This is a genomic window from Arthrobacter sp. AG258 (assembly GCF_004364695.1).
GTDB lineage: Bacteria > Actinomycetota > Actinomycetes > Actinomycetales > Micrococcaceae > Arthrobacter.
Genome location: NZ_SOBI01000002.1, coordinates 501,476 through 517,657 on the forward strand (window position 1 = coordinate 501,476; position 16,182 = coordinate 517,657).

Genomic DNA, 16,182 nt, shown 5'->3' on the forward strand with positions numbered 1-16,182 from the left:
CTTCGACGTTAGTTCATAGGCACCTGTTATTCATCCTTTCCCGGTTTATTTTTTTCTAAGTCATGGTCGCTTCGGCGGTTCCATGCGGGCGCCGGGCGCGGGGTCCGCAGCATCCGGCGGGCGTGTCGCGGCAAGCACGACGGCGCCCCTCACCTTGGCCCCTGCCTGGTGCAAGGCACGGGCTGCTTCCCCGATCGTGGCACCCGTCGTCAGGACGTCGTCGACGATGATGCACGGCCTCCCCGCAACCGCTGGACGGGACCGGACGCCGACCCGCATGGACCCCCTGACCCGCTGGGAGCGGGCGCCCCTGCCCAGCCCCTTCTGGCCGCCGGACAGTCCTGTCCACCTGAGCGCTTGGGCCCCCGACGGCCGGACCTTTCGCAGGGCATCGACGACGGCAACGCCCGGCAGGTGCCCGGCCGCCTTCTTGAGGAGCAGGTGGACCGGGCTGAAGCCCCGGTTGACGTAGGCCGCCGTGCTGGTGGGGACGGGCACCAGCACGAACCCGTCAGCGTCCGCTGTTGCCGCCCGGACGGCCCCGGCCAAAGCCCGGGCCAGGCTTGCACCAAGCTGGTGCTGGCCGTGCCGTTTGAACGAGAGCAGGCCCTGCGCCACCTCGTCCCGGTAAACAGCGGCCGCCACGACGGGGAGCAGGATGGTCCCGGATACATCCATCAGCGCGGGGGCGCCGCCCTCAGCCCGGAACGGCTCCCTGGCCAGGTGCCGGATACGGCTGGTGCAGGCTGGGCAGAGGGCACTGTCCTCCGCACCGCAGCACACACAGTCCACCGGGACGGCCAAGGCCAGGAGTTCACCTCCGGCCCCCGCCACCCAGTCGACAAGCCGCAAAAGGGCACTCGCTTGATTCGCGCGGTGCTTGGCAGCCCACCGCGGCGGCGGATGAAGGTCCGGGTCACGCGCAGGTTCCCTGTCAGGGGACCTCGATGTTCCGGCGGGTCGTCTGGTGCCGTTCACCTTTCCACCATCACCGGTCGGTTCCGCATGGGGAAGGACCGGGCCCACCTATGTGGATACCAGGTGGGCCAGGTCCGCCCGCCCTCAGCCGGGGAACGAGGGATCCACCGGGCCCTTGATTTGCGGTGACCAGCCGTTGCCCAGGCGCTGGAAAATCCCTTCGCCGGACTGCACGTAAATGTCATCGGCACCGTTGCCTGCGCTGATGGACACCACCCCTGGCCAAGGGGCAAGCTGCTGCGGCTGGCCCGAGGTCAGGGACAGCAGCTCCGGCGTAACGTTGGAGCCAGCCGCCGCTTTCATCACGGCGACCGAGGTGCTGTTGACCCAGACCCCCTGGTCGGGATCGGTGGCGGTGACCAGCGTGATGGGCGCCGTCAGTTCGCGCGGGGTGCCGTCGCCGCCGCGGATCACGCCCGTCACCTGCACTTTGGATTTTCCGTTCTGTTCGGAGATCACCAGGGCACGGACACCGTCACGCGAGATCCGGAATTCCTTCACCGTACGGCCGGCAAGCCACGACGGCGCCAACGTCACGGAGGGGACGGGTGCACCTTCAGCCACTCCACCGGGACGGAACGCCACCACCTCGGTTGCCCCGGTGGCGCCGGGGCCCGCCGTCCACACCCAGTCATTGAGGCTGAAGGACGGACGGCTGAGGGTGCTCCGTGTGGTCAGGGCGCGGGCGGGCTGGCCCGGGCTGATGCTGTACAGCGTGGTGCGTCCTTCGTTCAGGAACGCGGCAGCCTGGGACACGGGTGATTCCGCGGGGAACCGCGGGTTGAGTGCCGAGACGGACTGCATATCGGGCAACGGGGAAACCCGGTTGTTTTCGTACCGCACCACTTCGCCGCCGCTGATGGCAATCTGGCGGGACGGAACCGTCTTATCCAGCACCGGGGGAAGAACCGAACCGTTGTCCTCCACACGCACCAGGTCCTGGTTGGCACGAAGCTCCACGTTGACCACATCAGGCTGGGTCCGGAACGTCAACGTCAACTGCATTTGCATGCGGAGCCGGTCTTCGGCTGATGTTTCCGTGAGCTCTTTTGCCGTCAAATCAACCTGGGCTGCTCCGGACACCACCGGCACCGATTCACGGGCCAGTTTGATCCCGGAAGGAAAGGCGCTGACGACGGCGCCGCGAAGGTAGGGAGCGGGCCCGGCCAGCAGGGCACTGGTCATGGCTTTGACCGTCTTGTTCTTCAGGAACCACCGCACGTCCGGGACGGCATAGGTGAACGTCGGGTCGTAGAAGTAGATCGGGTAGGCGCCGTAGATCACCTTGAAGGTTTCCTCGGCGATGGCGGTCCCATCCGGTATCGCGGAAATCCGCCACTCGCCGTCAACCTGTGTCACGGTGACGGGAATCCGTTCCACCGTTCCCGGCGGTGACTGGGTGGCAATACCGTCGGCGTCCACGGTGTAGGCGACATCGAGCTCGTAGTTGTAGACGTTTTCCGTGCCGGTCGGTACCACCCGCGCTTCCCGGTAAACCAGCGCCCGCTTGTCGGGTTTCCAGGACACCGCCGATGCCTGGGTGAGGTACTGCCGGGCCACTGCGTAGTCGTCCTCGTAGCCGCTGCCCGCCCGGTAGAAGTAGTCGATGATCGTCTCCGGTGTGGCACCCGGTTGCGGCGCTGCAGGAAGGAACACCGGGGCACTGACATTGCCGGCGCTGCTTTCGCTGCTTTTTCCCACCGGCCCGGACGTCGGGATCCGGGCACACCCGGACAGGAGGACGATCAGCAGAACCAGCAAAGCCGCAGCGTACTGTGCGTGCCGTCCGTACCGGGTCATGGTGTCTCCTCGGGGCCCCGGGACGGAGCGGGCTTGGCCGCATCTGTCTGCAGCACCAGCATGTTCTTGTTGTCCTGTTCTGCGGGGATGTTCCCTGGCGCGCCCGGGATGGTGACGTCCCTGGGTTCGAGCTGCACGGGTGACTCGGTGATCGCGCCATCCTGGCGCAACGGCAGGGTCAGGCGGAAGTTCGCCCCGCTGCCTTTCCGGCCCCAGGCCTGCAGCCAGCCGTGGTGCAGCTTGGTGTCCTCCATGGCGATGGACAGGCCCAGTCCGCTGCCTCCCGTCGTCCGGGCGCGGGCGGGGTCCGCCCGCCAGAACCTGTCGAAGACGCGGGCAGCTTCAGCCGGGTCCATCCCGATACCGTGGTCCCGCACGGAAACGCCAACAGCCGTCTCGTTGGCCGCGACCGTCACCGTCACCGGTTTTCCTTCGCCATGCTCCACGGCGTTCAGGATCAGGTTCCGCAGGATCCTGTCGATCCGGCGGGCATCCATTTCCACCACCATCGAGCCTTCCGGGGCCGCGAAGACGATGTCCGAGCCGTACTCGGCAGCCACGGGGGCCGCACCTTCGATGACGTGCGAAATCACATGGAGCAGGTCCTCGGGTTCAGCGTCCAGCACCGCGACGCCTGCATCGAAGCGGCTGATCTCAAGCAGGTCCGAGAGAAGGGACTGGAAACGCTCCACCTGGTTGTAGAGCAGCTCGGCCGAGCGCTTGTTGATGGGATCGAAGTCGTCGCGCGCGTCGTACAGGACTTCGGCCGCCATGCGCACGGTGGTCAGGGGCGTCCGCAGTTCGTGCGAGACGTCCGAAACAAAGCGCTGCTGCATCTGTGAAAGGGTGGCTAGCTGGGTGATTTGTTCCTGCAGGCTGGCGGCCATGTGGTTGAAGGAGGCGCCCAGGCGGGCCACCTCGTCCTCGCCCCGGACCACCATGCGTTCCTGCAGTTGCCCGGCGGCCAGCTTTTCCGACACCATCGCGGCGTGGCTGACCGGGCTGACCACGTTGCGGGTGACGTACCAGGCGACCGCGCCGATCAGGAGCACCAGGACGGCGCCGCCTGCCCACAGGACGCTTTGGATCTCATTGAGCGTCTGCTGTGCCGTGTTCAGGTCGTAAATAAGGTAGAGCTCATAGACGGTGCCGTTAAAGGTCACTTTGTTTCCGACGGCGATTCCCGGCCGGTCTTCGGTGCCCACCGGGATAACGGTGGACGCCCAAAACTGTTCCTTGCCCGATTCCTGTACAGCCTTGCGCAGGTCCGGCGGGATGACGCTGACAGTGAGCTGGTCAGAGGCGCGGGACTCCACCCAGCGGTTGCGGGGTTTGGTCTGGTTGGGCATCGCTTCAAAGACGTAGCGCCGCTGGATGACCGATCCCCTGCCCTCGACCGCGCTGAGCGTGTCCGAAACCAAGGTGATGACGCTGGACTGGTCGGTGACCTGGGCGCCGTCGAACGTGTCCTGAACCTGCTTGACGTTGTAGCGGGTCTCCGACTCCGCCTGGGTCAACCGCTCCTGGAAGAGGTTGTTGGCAATCTGGTTGGACAGGTAGGCGCCAACCACCGCAAAGGAGGTCATGGCCAGCATCAGTGTGGTCAGGACCGTCCGGAACTGCAAGGAGCGGCGCCAACGTTTTTGCAGGGCCCTGCCGAGGTAACGCAGGCCGGGAAGGAACCGCACCACACCCGTCCGCACCAACCGGACGACGCGCAAGGCGACGATCAGGGCGCGCCGCTGCCAGATCCTTGCGCGGAACACCATGTGCGGCATGCCCGGGGGTGTGGATTCGGCAAGCCCCGGCCCGCGCTCTTCGTCGCTGCCGTTCAGCGGGGCGCCGGCTTCCGGCGCCTCCCCGGAAGCCGCGAGGCTCCGGTCAGGTCCCCCGTCCTGCGCGGCGGGGTCAGACCCCTGCTTTGTAGCCGACACCACGCACCGTCAATACAACTTCCGGGGCTTCCGGGTCCTGCTCGATCTTGGACCGCAGCCGCTGGACATGGACGTTGACCAGGCGGGTATCGGCGGCGTGCCGGTAGCCCCAAACCTGCTCCAGGAGGAGTTCCCGGGTGAAGACCTGCCACGGCTTGCGGGCCAGTGCCACGAGGAGGTCGAATTCCAGCGGCGTCAGGGAGATCCGGTCGCTGCCCCTGCTGACAGTGTGGCCCGCGACGTCGATGGTGATGTCCGCGATCCGGAGCGTCTCGGGCGCCTTTTGGTCTCCGGGGCGGAGCCGGGCGCGCACGCGTGCCACCAGTTCGGCCGGTTTGAAGGGTTTGGGCACATAGTCGTCAGCACCGGATTCGAGCCCTCGGACGACGTCGGAGGTATCAGACTTGGCGGTCAGCATGACGATGGGCACATCCGATTCGGCACGGACCTGGCGGCAGACTTCGATACCGTCCATGCCGGGAAGCATGAGGTCGAGCAGGACCAGATCCGGCCGCGAAGACCGGAAGACGTCCAGCGCCTGGGCGCCGTCGGCGCAAAAGACGGGTTCGAAGCCGTCATTACGGAGGACAATTCCAATCATCTCGGCCAGCGCTTCGTCATCATCTACAACCAGAATGCGTGCCTTCATAGTTATATATTCCCTTATCGGGATGGCTTTGTCCTGTTCAGCGCCTTCCGGCATGGCGGGACACTAGGCGGTCCGACGCCGGAACTATAGTCTTGGGGTCAAGCCCTGCGCTGCCGGCGGGCACCTTTGGAGAGGGCAGCGCGCGGTATCAGGCGCAGTGGTATTGGGGGAGGAAATCAGTGTCACCACAGGAGTCGGAACCCGGCGAGCCCCGGCAGGGGCGGCCGGGCAACGGAGCAGACGACGGCGGATCGGGCGCCGGGAGCGCCAGCAGCCCCGTACCGCCGGGGTGGCAGCAGCCGTGGGAACCACCTGCAGGCGCGCAACCGCCAGCAGGGCAACAGCCGCCCGGCTGGGAGCAACAGCCGTCATGGCACCAGCCGCCCCAGTGGCAGCAACCCCAGTGGCAACAGCCGGGACCGCCGAACCCCAGCAGCCCTTACCCGGGCCAACCACCGTACGCCGGCCAACCGTACGGGCCCCCCGGATACGGCGGCCAGCCGAATAACGGGTCCCCCTACCCCGGCATGCCCTACGGCACCCCGCCCTACGGTCAGCCGCGCTACGTCGCTCCCCCCAAACCCGGCATCATTCCCTTGCGGCCGCTGATGTTCGGCGAGATCCTGGATGGTTCTTTCCAAGCGATGCGCCGCAACGCAAAGGCCATGGTGGGCGCGGGCCTGCTGACCCAGGCCCTGGCCGCCGTCATCACCGCGGTAGTCACGGCCGTGAGTGCATCCTCGGCTGTATCGCTCGAAGGGTGGGCGCGCACTGCCACCCGGGGCGATATGGCGTCCATGGCCATCGGACTGATGGCAGGCGCCGCCGCGGTGACTGTCCTGTCCGTGTTCCTCTCCGCCGTCCTCCAGGGCGCCATGGTGGTGCCCGTGGCCCGGTCGGTCCTCAACCGCCCCACCGGCTTCCGGCGGATGATGTCCCTGGCGCGGCCCCGGATCGGCGCCCTCGTCGGATTGGCTGCGCTGCTGGTCGCGGCGGGAATTGCGGCCATGGGGCTGCTCGCCGTCATCCTGGCGCTCTTCTTCACCAACGTCCGGGGCGCCGCGTCCCTCTTCGCTTTCCCCCTGGTCCTGGGCGTCGTTGCCCTCTTCGCCTGGGTGGGCATCAAGCTCATGGTGGCGCCGGCCGCCGTCGTTATCGAAGAACTTGGTGCCTTCGCCGGGCTTCGGCGGTCGTGGGAGCTTACCCGGGCCAACTGGTGGCGGATTCTGGGCATCACCTTGGTGGTATCCATCCTGGTGGGTGTGATCAGCCAGGTGGTCCTGATCCCGGTGAGCTTCCTGCCCGTGGTCCTGGCCGGCGTCGTCTCGCCGCACGGCGGCAGCGGACAGGACGCCACCCTGGCAGTGGTCCTGGGCATCGTCACCGCCCTGGTCGGCGCCTTGGTCGGCGGGGTGGGGTTCGCCTTCCAGACCTCCGTCATGGCCCTGCTCTACATGGACTTGCGGATGCGCAAAGACGGCCTTGACATCACCTTGCTGCGCCAGGCGGAGACCGGGGCGGATCCGGACGGCATCCCGGGCCGGGGCCCCCGCCCGGGCACCAACACTCCGTACCCAGGGCAGGGTGCGGCGCCGGGAGCCTGGCCTTATGGCCACTGAGCCTCCGGTGCTTCCGGGCGCCGAAGAGGCACGGCGCTGGGCGGCCGAGGAACTGGCCAAACCGGAGTACCGGGAGGCCGCCCCATCCTGGCTTGACACCCTGTGGCGGAACTTCCTGGATTGGCTGCAATCCCTGGACGGCTCCCGGGGGGATGCGCCATCGGTCCCCGGCGTTGCCATCGCCCTTGTCATTGCCGGGATCATCGCGGCCGCCATCATCCTGGCGCGGCCCCGCCTCAATGCCCGAACCCGGCAGCCCAAGGACGTTTTTGAGCTCGGCAACTCCCTGGCGGCCGCGGACTACCGCGCCCGCGCGGAAGCCGCCGCCGCGGCAGAGAACTGGGGGGACGCCGTCGTCGACCGCTTCCGCGCCATGGTCCGCACCGCCGAACACCGGACGATACTGGACCCCCAGCCCGGCAGGACCGCAGACGAAGTGGCACAAGCGTTGTCCGTCCAGTTCGCTGCCGAAGCCGGGCCCTTGCGGTGGGCGGCGGAAACCTTTGATGGAATCCGCTACGGAAACAGGCCTGCGGGCAACGGGCAATACCGTGAAATGGTGGGACTCGATACCAGGCTGGAGGCCATGAAGCCCGCATCCGCCGGCTCCGCAGGCACGGTGCCGGTGCCATGACCGGGCTTCCACCAGCGAACACCGGCTACAGCAACACACCAAGCTCCGGGGCGGCCGCCGGGCAGGCGCCGCGAGGCCGCGGGCCGTTCGGGTGGATCCGCAACCATCGTGGCCTGGCGGCCTCGGTTGTGCTTGCCGTTGCGGCGCTGGCACTCGTCATCGGAACGCAATTGGCCCCCAAGGGCGACACCGTTCCCCTGTCCGTCCACAATGCCGGACCCAACGGCGCCAGGGCGCTTGCGCAAATCCTCGGCCGCCACGGCGTGGACGTCCACACCCCGAACCGCTTCGATGCAGCGCTGGCCGACCTCCGGTCCAGCTCCTCACCCACGCTGCTGCTCTACGACCGGAACGGCATCCTTGGCAAACCCCAGCTTGCGGCCCTGGCAGCTGCGGCGGACCGCGTGGTGGTCATCTCCCCCAGGCTGGACACCCTCACCGCCCTCGACGTCGGCATCCACCAGGCCGGCGTCGTGCCTGACGCCGTCCCGGTCCTGGACCCGAGGTGCAGCCAGGCGGACGCCAACGCCGCAGGCCAGGTCACGGGCCAGGGAGGATTCGTGTACGACGGCGGCACCACCTGTTACCGGGCGGCAGGAACCGCCGGGATGCTCGCCACCAGCGGCGACCGGCGCACGGCAGTGCTGGGAAGCACGGCCGTCCTGGGGAACGACAAGCTCGACGACCTGGGCAACGCAGCCCTGGCAGTCAGGCTGCTCGGAGCATCGCCTGACCTTGTCTGGTACCTGCCCTCGCTGGAAGACGTGACGGTGACCGGCCACGGGAAGACCCTCGATGACCTGGCACCGGGTTGGGCACGCTTCCTGGGGCCTTGGCTGCTCCTGGTGGCGGTGGCGGCAATCGTGTGGCGGGGCCGGCGGGACGGGCCCTTGGTCTTCGAGCCCCTGCCCGTGGTGGTCAAGGCGGTTGAAACCGCGGAAGGACGCGCCAGGCTGTACCAGGACTCACGTGCCCTGGACCAGGCCCGGGACAACCTGCGGGCCGGCATGCTGGCGCGCATTTCCGGGAAGGTCCGGCTTGGCCCCGGCGCGGGGGCCGAGGACATCATTGCCGCAGCGGCCCGGCTCCTGGGCAGGGATCCGGCTGCCGTGCGCGTGCTGGTGAATGAACGACCGGCAACCGAAGCCCGCCTGGTGGCCTGGTCACAGGCCATGGACAAACTCGAGAAAGAGGTCATGACCCAATGAGCGAACACAGCAGCGGCCCGCAGGTCCTTAATTCGGTGGGCGGCGGCAATACAGCAGACGACGACGCTGCGAGGCAGTCGCTCCTTGCCGTCCGCCGCGAAGTGGCAAAAGCGGTGGTGGGCCAGGACGCAACGGTTACGGGCCTCCTGATCGCCCTGCTTGCGCAGGGGCATGTGCTGCTGGAGGGCGTCCCGGGCGTGGCCAAGACCCTGCTGGTCAGGGCGCTGTCCTCGGCCTTGAGCCTGGACACCAAGCGGGTGCAGTTCACCCCGGACCTGATGCCGGGCGACGTCACCGGCTCGCTGGTCTACGACGCCCATACCTCCGAATTCAGCTTCCGGGAGGGACCGGTGTTCACCAACCTCCTGCTCGCAGACGAGATCAACAGGACCCCGCCGAAGACGCAGGCCTCACTCCTGGAGGCAATGGAGGAGCGGCAGGTATCCGTGGACGGCCGGGCCCGGAGGCTGCCTTCACCGTTCCTGGTGGCCGCCACGCAGAATCCGGTGGAGTACGAGGGGACCTACCCGCTTCCCGAGGCACAGCTGGACCGGTTCCTGCTCAAGCTCAGCATGCCGCTGCCGCAGCGCCAGGACGAAATCGAGGTCATCCGGCGCCATGCCGCCGGGTTTGATCCCCGCGACCTTGCTGCCGCGGGAGTGCAGGCAGTAGCCGGTGCGGCGGATCTGGAACGGGCGCGTGAGGCAGTAACAAGGGTGGCCGTCGAACCGGAAATCATCGGCTACATCGTGGACCTGGTTCGGGCCACACGGAGCGCCCCCTCATTCCAGCTCGGGGTCTCCCCGCGCGGTGCCACCGCCCTCCTCAACACCTCACGGTCCTGGGCCTGGCTCTCCGGCCGCCCCTTCGTCACCCCTGACGACGTCAAGGCGCTGGCGCTGCCCTGCCTGCGCCACCGCGTGGCCCTGCAACCTGAGGCGCAGATGGACGGCGTACGGGTGGACGATGTCCTGGGCAGCATCTTGGCGTCCGTTCCCGTTCCCCGCTGATGGCCATCTCGGGTCGCTTCGTTGCACTGGTGCTGCTTGGCGTTGTCCCGGTGCTGCTCCTCCCCGGCTGGCTGACCGTCCTGGCCACCGTGTCAGTGCTGACGGCCCTGGCGTGTGCGGAACTGGTGTTCGCCGGGTCGCTGCGGCAGATCAGGGTGGTGCGCCCGGCGCCGGAAAATGTGACGCTGAACGGCCAAACGGACGCGGTGTTCACGGTCCGCAACGACGGCAACCGGGCGCTGCGGGGCACGGCCAGGGACGGTTGGCAACCTTCGGCCGGCGCCCGGAACCCGGTGCAGGACATCGACGTGCCTGCGGGCGAAAGCCGCCGCTACACCGTACGGCTTCAACCGGTCCGGCGTGGGGACCTCACAACGCAGCATGTGACCATCCGTTCCTTCGGCCCGCTTCGCCTCGCCGCCCGCCAGCGCACCATCGGGTGCCCGGGCTCGGTGCGGGTCCTGCCGCCCTTCCATTCCCGGCGGCACTTGCCCTCGAAGTTGAGGAAGCTGCGCGAACTCGACGGCAAGGCTGCCGTGCAGATCCGTGGTGCCGGCACAGAATTTGACTCCCTGCGCGATTACGTCAGGGGCGATGACGTGCGCTCGATCGACTGGCGCGCCACCGCCCGCCGTTCCGCGGTGGTGGTCCGCACCTGGCGCCCGGAGCGGGACCGGCGCGTGGTGATGGTCCTTGATACTTCCCGGACCTCCGCCGCAAGGATCGGCGACGAAACCCGCCTGGACACTGGGATGGAGGCGGCGCTCCTGTTGGGCGTATTGGCGGAGCGCGGCGGCGACCGGGTGGACTTCGTTGCGTTTGACCGGCGGACCAGGGCCCGTGCCGCGTCCGCCGGGCAGGGAAACATCCTGGGGAGGCTGGTGCAGGCCATGGCCCCGCTGGAGGCGGAGCTGATCGAGATGGACTGGCCGGCGGTCCCGGCGCAGGTCAGGGCCCTCTCCGCGCATCGTTCCCTGGTGGTCCTGCTGACGTCGCTGGACGGTGGTGCACCGGAAGAAGGCCTGCTCCCGGCCGCCGAACGCTTGGCCAGCCAGCACGTCGTGGTGGTGGCCGCCGTCCGCGACCCGCAACTGGGCACGATGCTCCGCGATCGCAGCGATGCCACCGGAGTGTTCCGGGCGGCAGCCGCGGAACGCGCCCTTCTGCAGCGGGCCGCCCTGACCGCGGAGTTGCGGCGCTATGGTGTGGAAGTGGTGGACGCCGAACCCCATGAGTTGCCGCCCCGGCTCGCGGACATGTACATCCGGCTCAAGGCTGCGGGTAGATTGTAAAACCGGCGGCAGCTGTCCGTCACCGGCAACAGGAGGTCACCATGAGCGTCCCGATCTACCAGCAGGCCTTGGGCGCAGAGTTTTCCCGCCTCCAGCCCGAATTGCAGGAGTACTTCTCACTCGCCCCTGGATCAGGGCAGTACGGCGTGGGTGAAGGAACGTTCGATGTCGTGGGCTGCCGCCAGCGGTGGCTGCGCCCATTACTGCGGCTCACCGGCGGCGAAGAAGCATTTTTCCCGGAGTACGGCGAAAACGTCCCGTTCCGGATCGAGAACCATGCGCATCAGGATCCGTTTGGCCGATCCAGCCTGACCGCACGCCGGGAAATCCGTTTCCCCGGGCGCACCCGGCTTTTCCAGGACACCACCAGCGCCACCACGCGCGGCGGCGGCACGCAGCTGGTGGACTACGTCGGCCGGTACCGGCGCCTCGTCACGGACCTGAACCTGGGCGTCACCCCGGAAGGAAGGCTGCGCGGCGTATCCGAAGTTTCGCGGCTTTTCCTCGGACCGCTCCGGTTGCCCCTCCCTCGGGCACTGGATGCGAAAGCCTACGCGGAACAGTGGTGGGACCCCTCCGAAGGCCCGCACGGGCGGCACCGTATCCAGGTGAAAGTGATCCAGCCCCAGGTTGGCCTGGTCCTGGTGTACGCGGGGGCCTTCGACTACCGGCTCCGCCCCTACTCCGGCGGCAGCTCCGCCCAGAGCTACCTCCCCCGTTACGCCCAGCCGGACCGCTGGGAGAACAGGGTTTGAGTCTTATCCCAGCACCCGCTGGTTGAGCCCGTCCGCCACCTGGGTCAGCCTGCCGAGGACCGCCGTGGCCTGTGCAGGAGTGAGTCCCGCCAGTCCTGCGGAGGGCGTCACCCGCACCGCGCTGAGCAGTTGGGCGGGCAGGCCCAGCTGCCGCCAAGGACGCCATAGCGATTCCACGCCCTCGGCCACCTGCGGGAGTGTCCCCCCGGAGACTTCCAATGCACCGGCCCAGAAATGCTTGCCTGCCTCGACTGCCCCGGCGAGCTGTTCCCATTGCCGATTGGTCAGGGCCTTCAACGGCAACGCAACGCCGTCGGCCCCCGCGGACAGGGCCAGCTCGATCGGCGCTTCGATGTCCGGGAGGGACACGACCACCTCGGCGGCTCCGGCTGCGCGGAGGGCGTCCAGGACCAGGCGCCAGGCCTCCCGCGCTTCGGAGACGGCGATCGCCCGCAGGGTCCGATACCCGCTGGCCGTGGGTATGGTGCCTGCCAGCACTGCTGTGATGGCCGGCTCGTCCACCTGGACCACCAGGCGGGTCCCTGGTACTGCTGCGGCGACCCGGTCAAGGTAGCCGCCCACCCCAGCGGCCAGGGAGGCTGCGAGGTCCCGGCGGGCGCCGTGGTCCAGCAAGGCGCGTTCACCGTTGTGCAGGTACAGGCCGGCAGCGAGGGTGAGCGGCCCCACCAGCTGGACCTTCAGTTCCCGGGCTGAAACGTCCTCGGCGCCGGCGACGTCCGCGAGGACATTCAGGTCGGTGGACAGGGCCGAAGCTGCCCGCCGCATGTCCTTGCCGGGGCGGTCAACAAGCCGCCACCCGTGGGGCTGGACATCAACGGCCAGTTCCTCAAGGAACGATGCGGTGCGGCCCAAGGCATCGGATCCAACGCCACGTTCCGGCAGTTCGGCGAGGAAAGGTAAATGCGGGCTGCCAAGTTCACCGCGGATGATCCGGGCGGCTTCGAGCGGATCCTCACCGGGCCACGGGCCCAGGCCAGTGGCCGTCACTTCCTGCGCAGCAATAACGGCCGGCTGCTGGCCGGGTCCGGGTTGGTGCTGTTCCCGGCTCACGCCAGTGCTGAGCTGTGGGGGTTGGCTTCGGCGGACGCCTGATGGTCCTCGGCGATGGCCTCATGGTGGCGGATAACCTCGCCGATGATGAAGTTCAGGAACTTTTCCGCGAACGCGGGATCGAGGTGGGCGTCCTCGGCGAGTCGCCGCAGCCGTGCGATCTGGGCAGCTTCGCGCCCGGGGTCGCCGGCGGGCAACCGGTGTGCGGCCTTCAGGAAGCCCACCTTTTGCGTGGCCTTGAAACGCTCGGCGAGCAGGTACACCAGTGTGGCGTCGATATTGTCGATGCTGGAACGGATGGACAGCAGTTCAGCCATCACCGAATTATCCACGTGGCCTGCCAGTGAACTGGCGGATGGATCAAAATCGTCTGGGCCCGGGTTGTGCTGCGTCATGGTTCCAGTCTATGGGAGCCGATGAAATCGACGCGGGTATGAAGCGCCGGTGCCGGCTGACGGCCGGCACCGGCGCCACTGGCTCCTGCCTGCGGGAGCCACAGCCAGGCTCAGATGCCCAGGAGTGCCCGGTGTTCCTCCCGGCGTTTAGCCTGTTCGGCCGGGTCCGGCACTGGCAGCGAGGCGATCAGGCGGCGTGTGTAGTCATGGCGCGGGTTGCCCATGACCTGGCTGCCGATCCCCTGCTCCACCAGCTTGCCCTTGTACAGCACGCCCACCCAGGAGGACAGGATGTCAACAACGGCAAGGTCATGGCTGATGAACAGGCAGCCGAAGCCAAACTCCTCCTGGATGTCCTTGAACAGTTCCAGGACCTTCGCCTGGACCGAAACGTCCAGGGCCGACGTCGGCTCATCCGCAATCAGCAGCCGCGGATTCAGGCTAAGTGCCCGCGCCAGCGATGCCCGCTGCCGCTGGCCGCCGGAGAGCTCGTGCGGGTACCTTCCCGCATACGACGCCGGTAGCTGCACCGATTCCAACAGCTCGCCGACGCGCTTGCGCGCCTGGGCCTCGCTTGGCCGGGTATGGATCAGCATGGGCTCCGCGATGCAATCACCGATGGTGAGTTGCGGGTTGAACGAGGCGGCCGGATCCTGGAAGACGAAGCCGATGTCCTTGCGGAGTGGTTTGAACGTGCGTTCGCGCAAGTTCAGCATTTCGTAGCCCAGGACCTTCAGGCTGCCTCCGGTGGTCCGGTTCAGCCCGGCGATGGCCCGTCCGATGGTCGTCTTGCCGGATCCAGATTCCCCCACAAGGCCGAACACCTCGCCCCTGGACAAGGTGAAGCTGACGCCGTCCACTGCCTTGAAGGCGGGTGTCCCCAGTCGTCCCGGGTATTCGATCACCAGGTTGTCCGCGGACACCAGCACTTCCCCGTCCTGGTGCGGACGTTCGGTGAGGCCGGCCGACGCCGAGTTGCGGCCCAGGTGCGGCACGGCAGCGAGGAGCTTGCGGGTGTAGTCCTGGCGGGGTTCAGCGAACAACGTCTTCGAGGTGGCCTCCTCGACGATGTCGCCCCGGTACATCACCACTACCCGGTCGGCGAGGTCGGCCACCACTCCCATGTTGTGGGTGATCAGGACGATCGAGGTGCCGTACTTGTCCCTCAGGTCCCGGAGGAGTTCGAGGATCTCCGCCTGTACCGTGACATCCAGGGCCGTGGTGGGTTCGTCGGCGACAATGAGGCCGGGATTCAGGGCCAGGGCTGCCGCGATCACCACACGCTGTTTCTGGCCGCCGGAAAATTGGTGCGGGTAGTAGTTGACGCGGTGCTCGGGGTCCGGGATTCCTACTTTGCGCAGGGCTTCGATGGCCCGTTCCTTGGCTTCCTTCGCTGATACGCGACCGCTGCCGTCTGCCCCGGCATGGGCCCGGATCCCTTCGGCGATCTGCCATCCCACCGTGAATACCGGGTTGAGGGCGGTGGAGGGCTCCTGGAACACCATGGCCACGTCGCGTCCACGGATCTGGCGGAGCCGGCCGGGGCTCAGGCTGATGACATTGGTGCCGTTGATCAGCACGGCGCCGGAACTCATCGCTGTTTCAGGCAGCAGCCCCAGGATGGTTTTGGCGGTGACAGTCTTGCCGGAGCCGGATTCGCCCACGATGGCCAGCACTTCTCCGGCCCTGACTTCAAGGTTGACGTCCTTGACGGCATGGACGTCGCCGCCGTCGGTGGCGAAGGTGACCTGCAAGTGGTCGATCTCCAGCACCGTTTTACGGTCCTGTTCCGTGTGGTCCGAAACGGACCCAAGGTTTTCGCTCACGGGTTGCTCAATTCTGTTTCGGTGCCGGGTCCAGCTGATGCGGCAGGTGCTTTGCGGCTGATCCGCTTCCGCCCGCGCAGGCGCGGATCGTTGAGGTCGTTGATGCTTTCGCCCACGAGCGTCAGCCCCAGCACGGTCCAGACGATGGCCAGGCCGGGGAACAGCCCCGTCCACCAAATGCCGGACGTGGTGTCGGCGAGTGCCTTGTTCAGGTCGAAGCCCCATTCCGCGGCTGAGCTCGGTTCGATGCCAAAGCCCAGGAAGCCCAACCCTGCGAGGGTCAGGATTGATTCGGAGGCGTTGAGGGTGAAGATCAGCGGCAGGGTGCGGGTGGCGTTGCGGTAGATGTGCCGGGTCATGATCCGGATGTTCGAGGCGCCCACCACCTTGGCCGATTCGACGAAAGGCTCTGCCTTGAGCCTGATCGTTTCGGCCCGGATCACCCTGAAGTACTGCGGGATGAACACGACCGTGATGGAGATGGCGGCAGCCAGGATTCCGCCCAGCAGGCTGGACTGGCCCCCGCTGATGACAATGGCCATGACGATCGCGACCAGCAGGGACGGAAAGGCGTAGATGGCATCGGCGACGACCACCAGGATGCGGTCCAGCCAGCCGCCGATGTAGCCGCTCACCAGGCCGAGGATGACGCCGGCGAAGATGGAGAGGATGACGGCGACGATGATGACCAGCAGGGCGGTCTGGGTGCCCCAGATCACCCGTGACAGGACGTCATAACCGCCCACGGTGGTGCCAAGGAGGTGCTTGCCGCCGGGGGCCTGCTGGGTGGGGAAGTTGCCGTCGGCATCCGAGAGCTGCGCGAAGCCGTAGGGCGCCAGCAGCGGAGCTGCCAAGGCTGTGAGCAGGAAGATGCCTGTGAGGACGAGCCCCACGACCAGCATGAAGCGTTGCAGCCCGACGCTCTTGTTGAAGTGGGAAACAACCGGCAGCCGCCGGAAGAAGGATGCCCGCGGGTTGGCCACGGGTTCCAGGGTGGTCTCGGCAGTCATG

At 67.4% G+C, this 16,182-nt stretch carries 14 protein-coding genes; 6 read left to right on the forward strand and 8 right to left on the reverse strand.

What is annotated here, in order from left to right:
- Positions 1–60 precede the first annotated feature (60 nt).
- The 4 genes from DFO47_RS05555 to mtrA all read right to left on the reverse strand — a co-directional run bounded on the left by DFO47_RS05555 (position 61) and on the right by mtrA (position 5,361).
- A complete protein-coding gene (locus DFO47_RS05555) occupies positions 61–852 on the reverse strand; it encodes a phosphoribosyltransferase family protein (RefSeq protein ID WP_133830975.1) in 792 nt (263 codons plus the stop codon).
- A 210-nt stretch (positions 853–1,062) separates the two neighbouring features.
- Positions 1,063–2,778, reverse strand: a complete 1,716-nt coding sequence (locus DFO47_RS05560) for an LpqB family beta-propeller domain-containing protein (RefSeq protein WP_133830976.1) — start codon at positions 2,776–2,778, stop codon at positions 1,063–1,065.
- Complete coding sequence (mtrB, locus tag DFO47_RS05565) at positions 2,775–4,547, reverse strand: MtrAB system histidine kinase MtrB (RefSeq protein WP_196803307.1); 1,773 nt, start codon at positions 4,545–4,547, stop codon at positions 2,775–2,777. Before mtrB ends, DFO47_RS05560 begins: the two co-directional genes overlap by 4 nt.
- 139 nt (positions 4,548–4,686) lie before the next feature.
- A complete protein-coding gene (gene mtrA, locus DFO47_RS05570; protein WP_018760230.1) occupies positions 4,687–5,361 on the reverse strand; it encodes an MtrAB system response regulator MtrA in 675 nt (224 codons plus the stop codon).
- Between the two features lie 527 nt (positions 5,362–5,888).
- Here mtrA and DFO47_RS05575 point away from each other — a divergent pair.
- The 6 genes from DFO47_RS05575 to DFO47_RS05600 are packed head-to-tail and all read left to right on the forward strand — an operon-like array spanning position 5,889 to position 11,879.
- Positions 5,889–6,980, forward strand: coding sequence for a hypothetical protein (locus DFO47_RS05575; RefSeq protein WP_018760231.1), 1,092 nt, complete (start codon positions 5,889–5,891; stop codon positions 6,978–6,980).
- Complete coding sequence (locus DFO47_RS05580; RefSeq protein ID WP_133830978.1) at positions 6,970–7,614, forward strand: DUF4129 domain-containing protein; 645 nt, start codon at positions 6,970–6,972, stop codon at positions 7,612–7,614. Before DFO47_RS05575 ends, DFO47_RS05580 begins: the two co-directional genes overlap by 11 nt.
- Positions 7,611–8,822, forward strand: a complete 1,212-nt coding sequence (locus DFO47_RS05585) for a DUF4350 domain-containing protein (RefSeq protein WP_133830979.1) — start codon at positions 7,611–7,613, stop codon at positions 8,820–8,822. The genes DFO47_RS05580 and DFO47_RS05585 overlap by 4 nt, the downstream gene beginning before the upstream one ends.
- The gene (locus tag DFO47_RS05590; protein WP_109863777.1) at positions 8,819–9,832 is read left to right on the forward strand and encodes a MoxR family ATPase; all 1,014 of its coding nucleotides are present in this window, start codon (positions 8,819–8,821) and stop codon (positions 9,830–9,832) included. Before DFO47_RS05585 ends, DFO47_RS05590 begins: the two co-directional genes overlap by 4 nt.
- Positions 9,832–11,124, forward strand: a complete 1,293-nt coding sequence (locus DFO47_RS05595) for a DUF58 domain-containing protein (protein ID WP_133830980.1) — start codon at positions 9,832–9,834, stop codon at positions 11,122–11,124. The genes DFO47_RS05590 and DFO47_RS05595 overlap by 1 nt, the downstream gene beginning before the upstream one ends.
- Before the next feature lie 41 nt (positions 11,125–11,165).
- On the forward strand, positions 11,166–11,879 hold the full coding sequence (locus DFO47_RS05600) for a DUF4166 domain-containing protein (protein ID WP_133830981.1): 714 nt from the start codon (positions 11,166–11,168) through the stop codon (positions 11,877–11,879).
- 3 nt (positions 11,880–11,882) lie between these two features.
- Here DFO47_RS05600 and DFO47_RS05605 read toward each other — a convergent pair whose 3' ends face one another.
- The 4 genes from DFO47_RS05605 to DFO47_RS05620 form a co-directional block, all read right to left on the reverse strand.
- Positions 11,883–12,887, reverse strand: coding sequence for a hypothetical protein (locus tag DFO47_RS05605; protein ID WP_243835360.1), 1,005 nt, complete (start codon positions 12,885–12,887; stop codon positions 11,883–11,885).
- Positions 12,888–12,946: 59 nt separating this feature from the next.
- Positions 12,947–13,345 (reverse strand): chorismate mutase, encoded by a 399-nt coding sequence (locus DFO47_RS05610; protein WP_018760238.1) that lies wholly within the window; start codon positions 13,343–13,345, stop codon positions 12,947–12,949.
- Positions 13,346–13,455: 110 nt separating this feature from the next.
- The gene (locus DFO47_RS05615; protein WP_018760239.1) at positions 13,456–15,171 is read right to left on the reverse strand and encodes an ABC transporter ATP-binding protein; all 1,716 of its coding nucleotides are present in this window, start codon (positions 15,169–15,171) and stop codon (positions 13,456–13,458) included.
- Positions 15,168–16,181 (reverse strand): ABC transporter permease, encoded by a 1,014-nt coding sequence (locus DFO47_RS05620; protein WP_018760240.1) that lies wholly within the window; start codon positions 16,179–16,181, stop codon positions 15,168–15,170. The genes DFO47_RS05615 and DFO47_RS05620 overlap by 4 nt, the downstream gene beginning before the upstream one ends.
- Position 16,182 lies beyond the last annotated feature (1 nt).

Bases quoted from the DNA above. Each gene is read 5' to 3' on its own strand.
- DFO47_RS05560 (WP_133830976.1), bottom strand. From the start codon at position 2,778: ATGACCCGGTACGGACGGCACGCACAGTACGCTGCGGCTTTGCTGGTT.
- mtrB (WP_196803307.1), bottom strand. From the start codon at position 4,547: ATGGTGTTCCGCGCAAGGATCTGGCAGCGGCGCGCCCTGATCGTCGCC.
- mtrA (WP_018760230.1), bottom strand. From the start codon at position 5,361: ATGAAGGCACGCATTCTGGTTGTAGATGATGACGAAGCGCTGGCCGAG.
- DFO47_RS05575 (WP_018760231.1), top strand. From the start codon at position 5,889: ATGCCCTACGGCACCCCGCCCTACGGTCAGCCGCGCTACGTCGCTCCC.
- DFO47_RS05580 (WP_133830978.1), top strand. From the start codon at position 6,970: ATGGCCACTGAGCCTCCGGTGCTTCCGGGCGCCGAAGAGGCACGGCGC.
- DFO47_RS05585 (WP_133830979.1), top strand. From the start codon at position 7,611: ATGACCGGGCTTCCACCAGCGAACACCGGCTACAGCAACACACCAAGC.
- DFO47_RS05590 (WP_109863777.1), top strand. From the start codon at position 8,819: ATGAGCGAACACAGCAGCGGCCCGCAGGTCCTTAATTCGGTGGGCGGC.
- DFO47_RS05595 (WP_133830980.1), top strand. From the start codon at position 9,832: ATGGCCATCTCGGGTCGCTTCGTTGCACTGGTGCTGCTTGGCGTTGTC.
- DFO47_RS05600 (WP_133830981.1), top strand. From the start codon at position 11,166: ATGAGCGTCCCGATCTACCAGCAGGCCTTGGGCGCAGAGTTTTCCCGC.
- DFO47_RS05610 (WP_018760238.1), bottom strand. From the start codon at position 13,345: ATGACGCAGCACAACCCGGGCCCAGACGATTTTGATCCATCCGCCAGT.
- DFO47_RS05620 (WP_018760240.1), bottom strand. From the start codon at position 16,181: ATGACTGCCGAGACCACCCTGGAACCCGTGGCCAACCCGCGGGCATCC.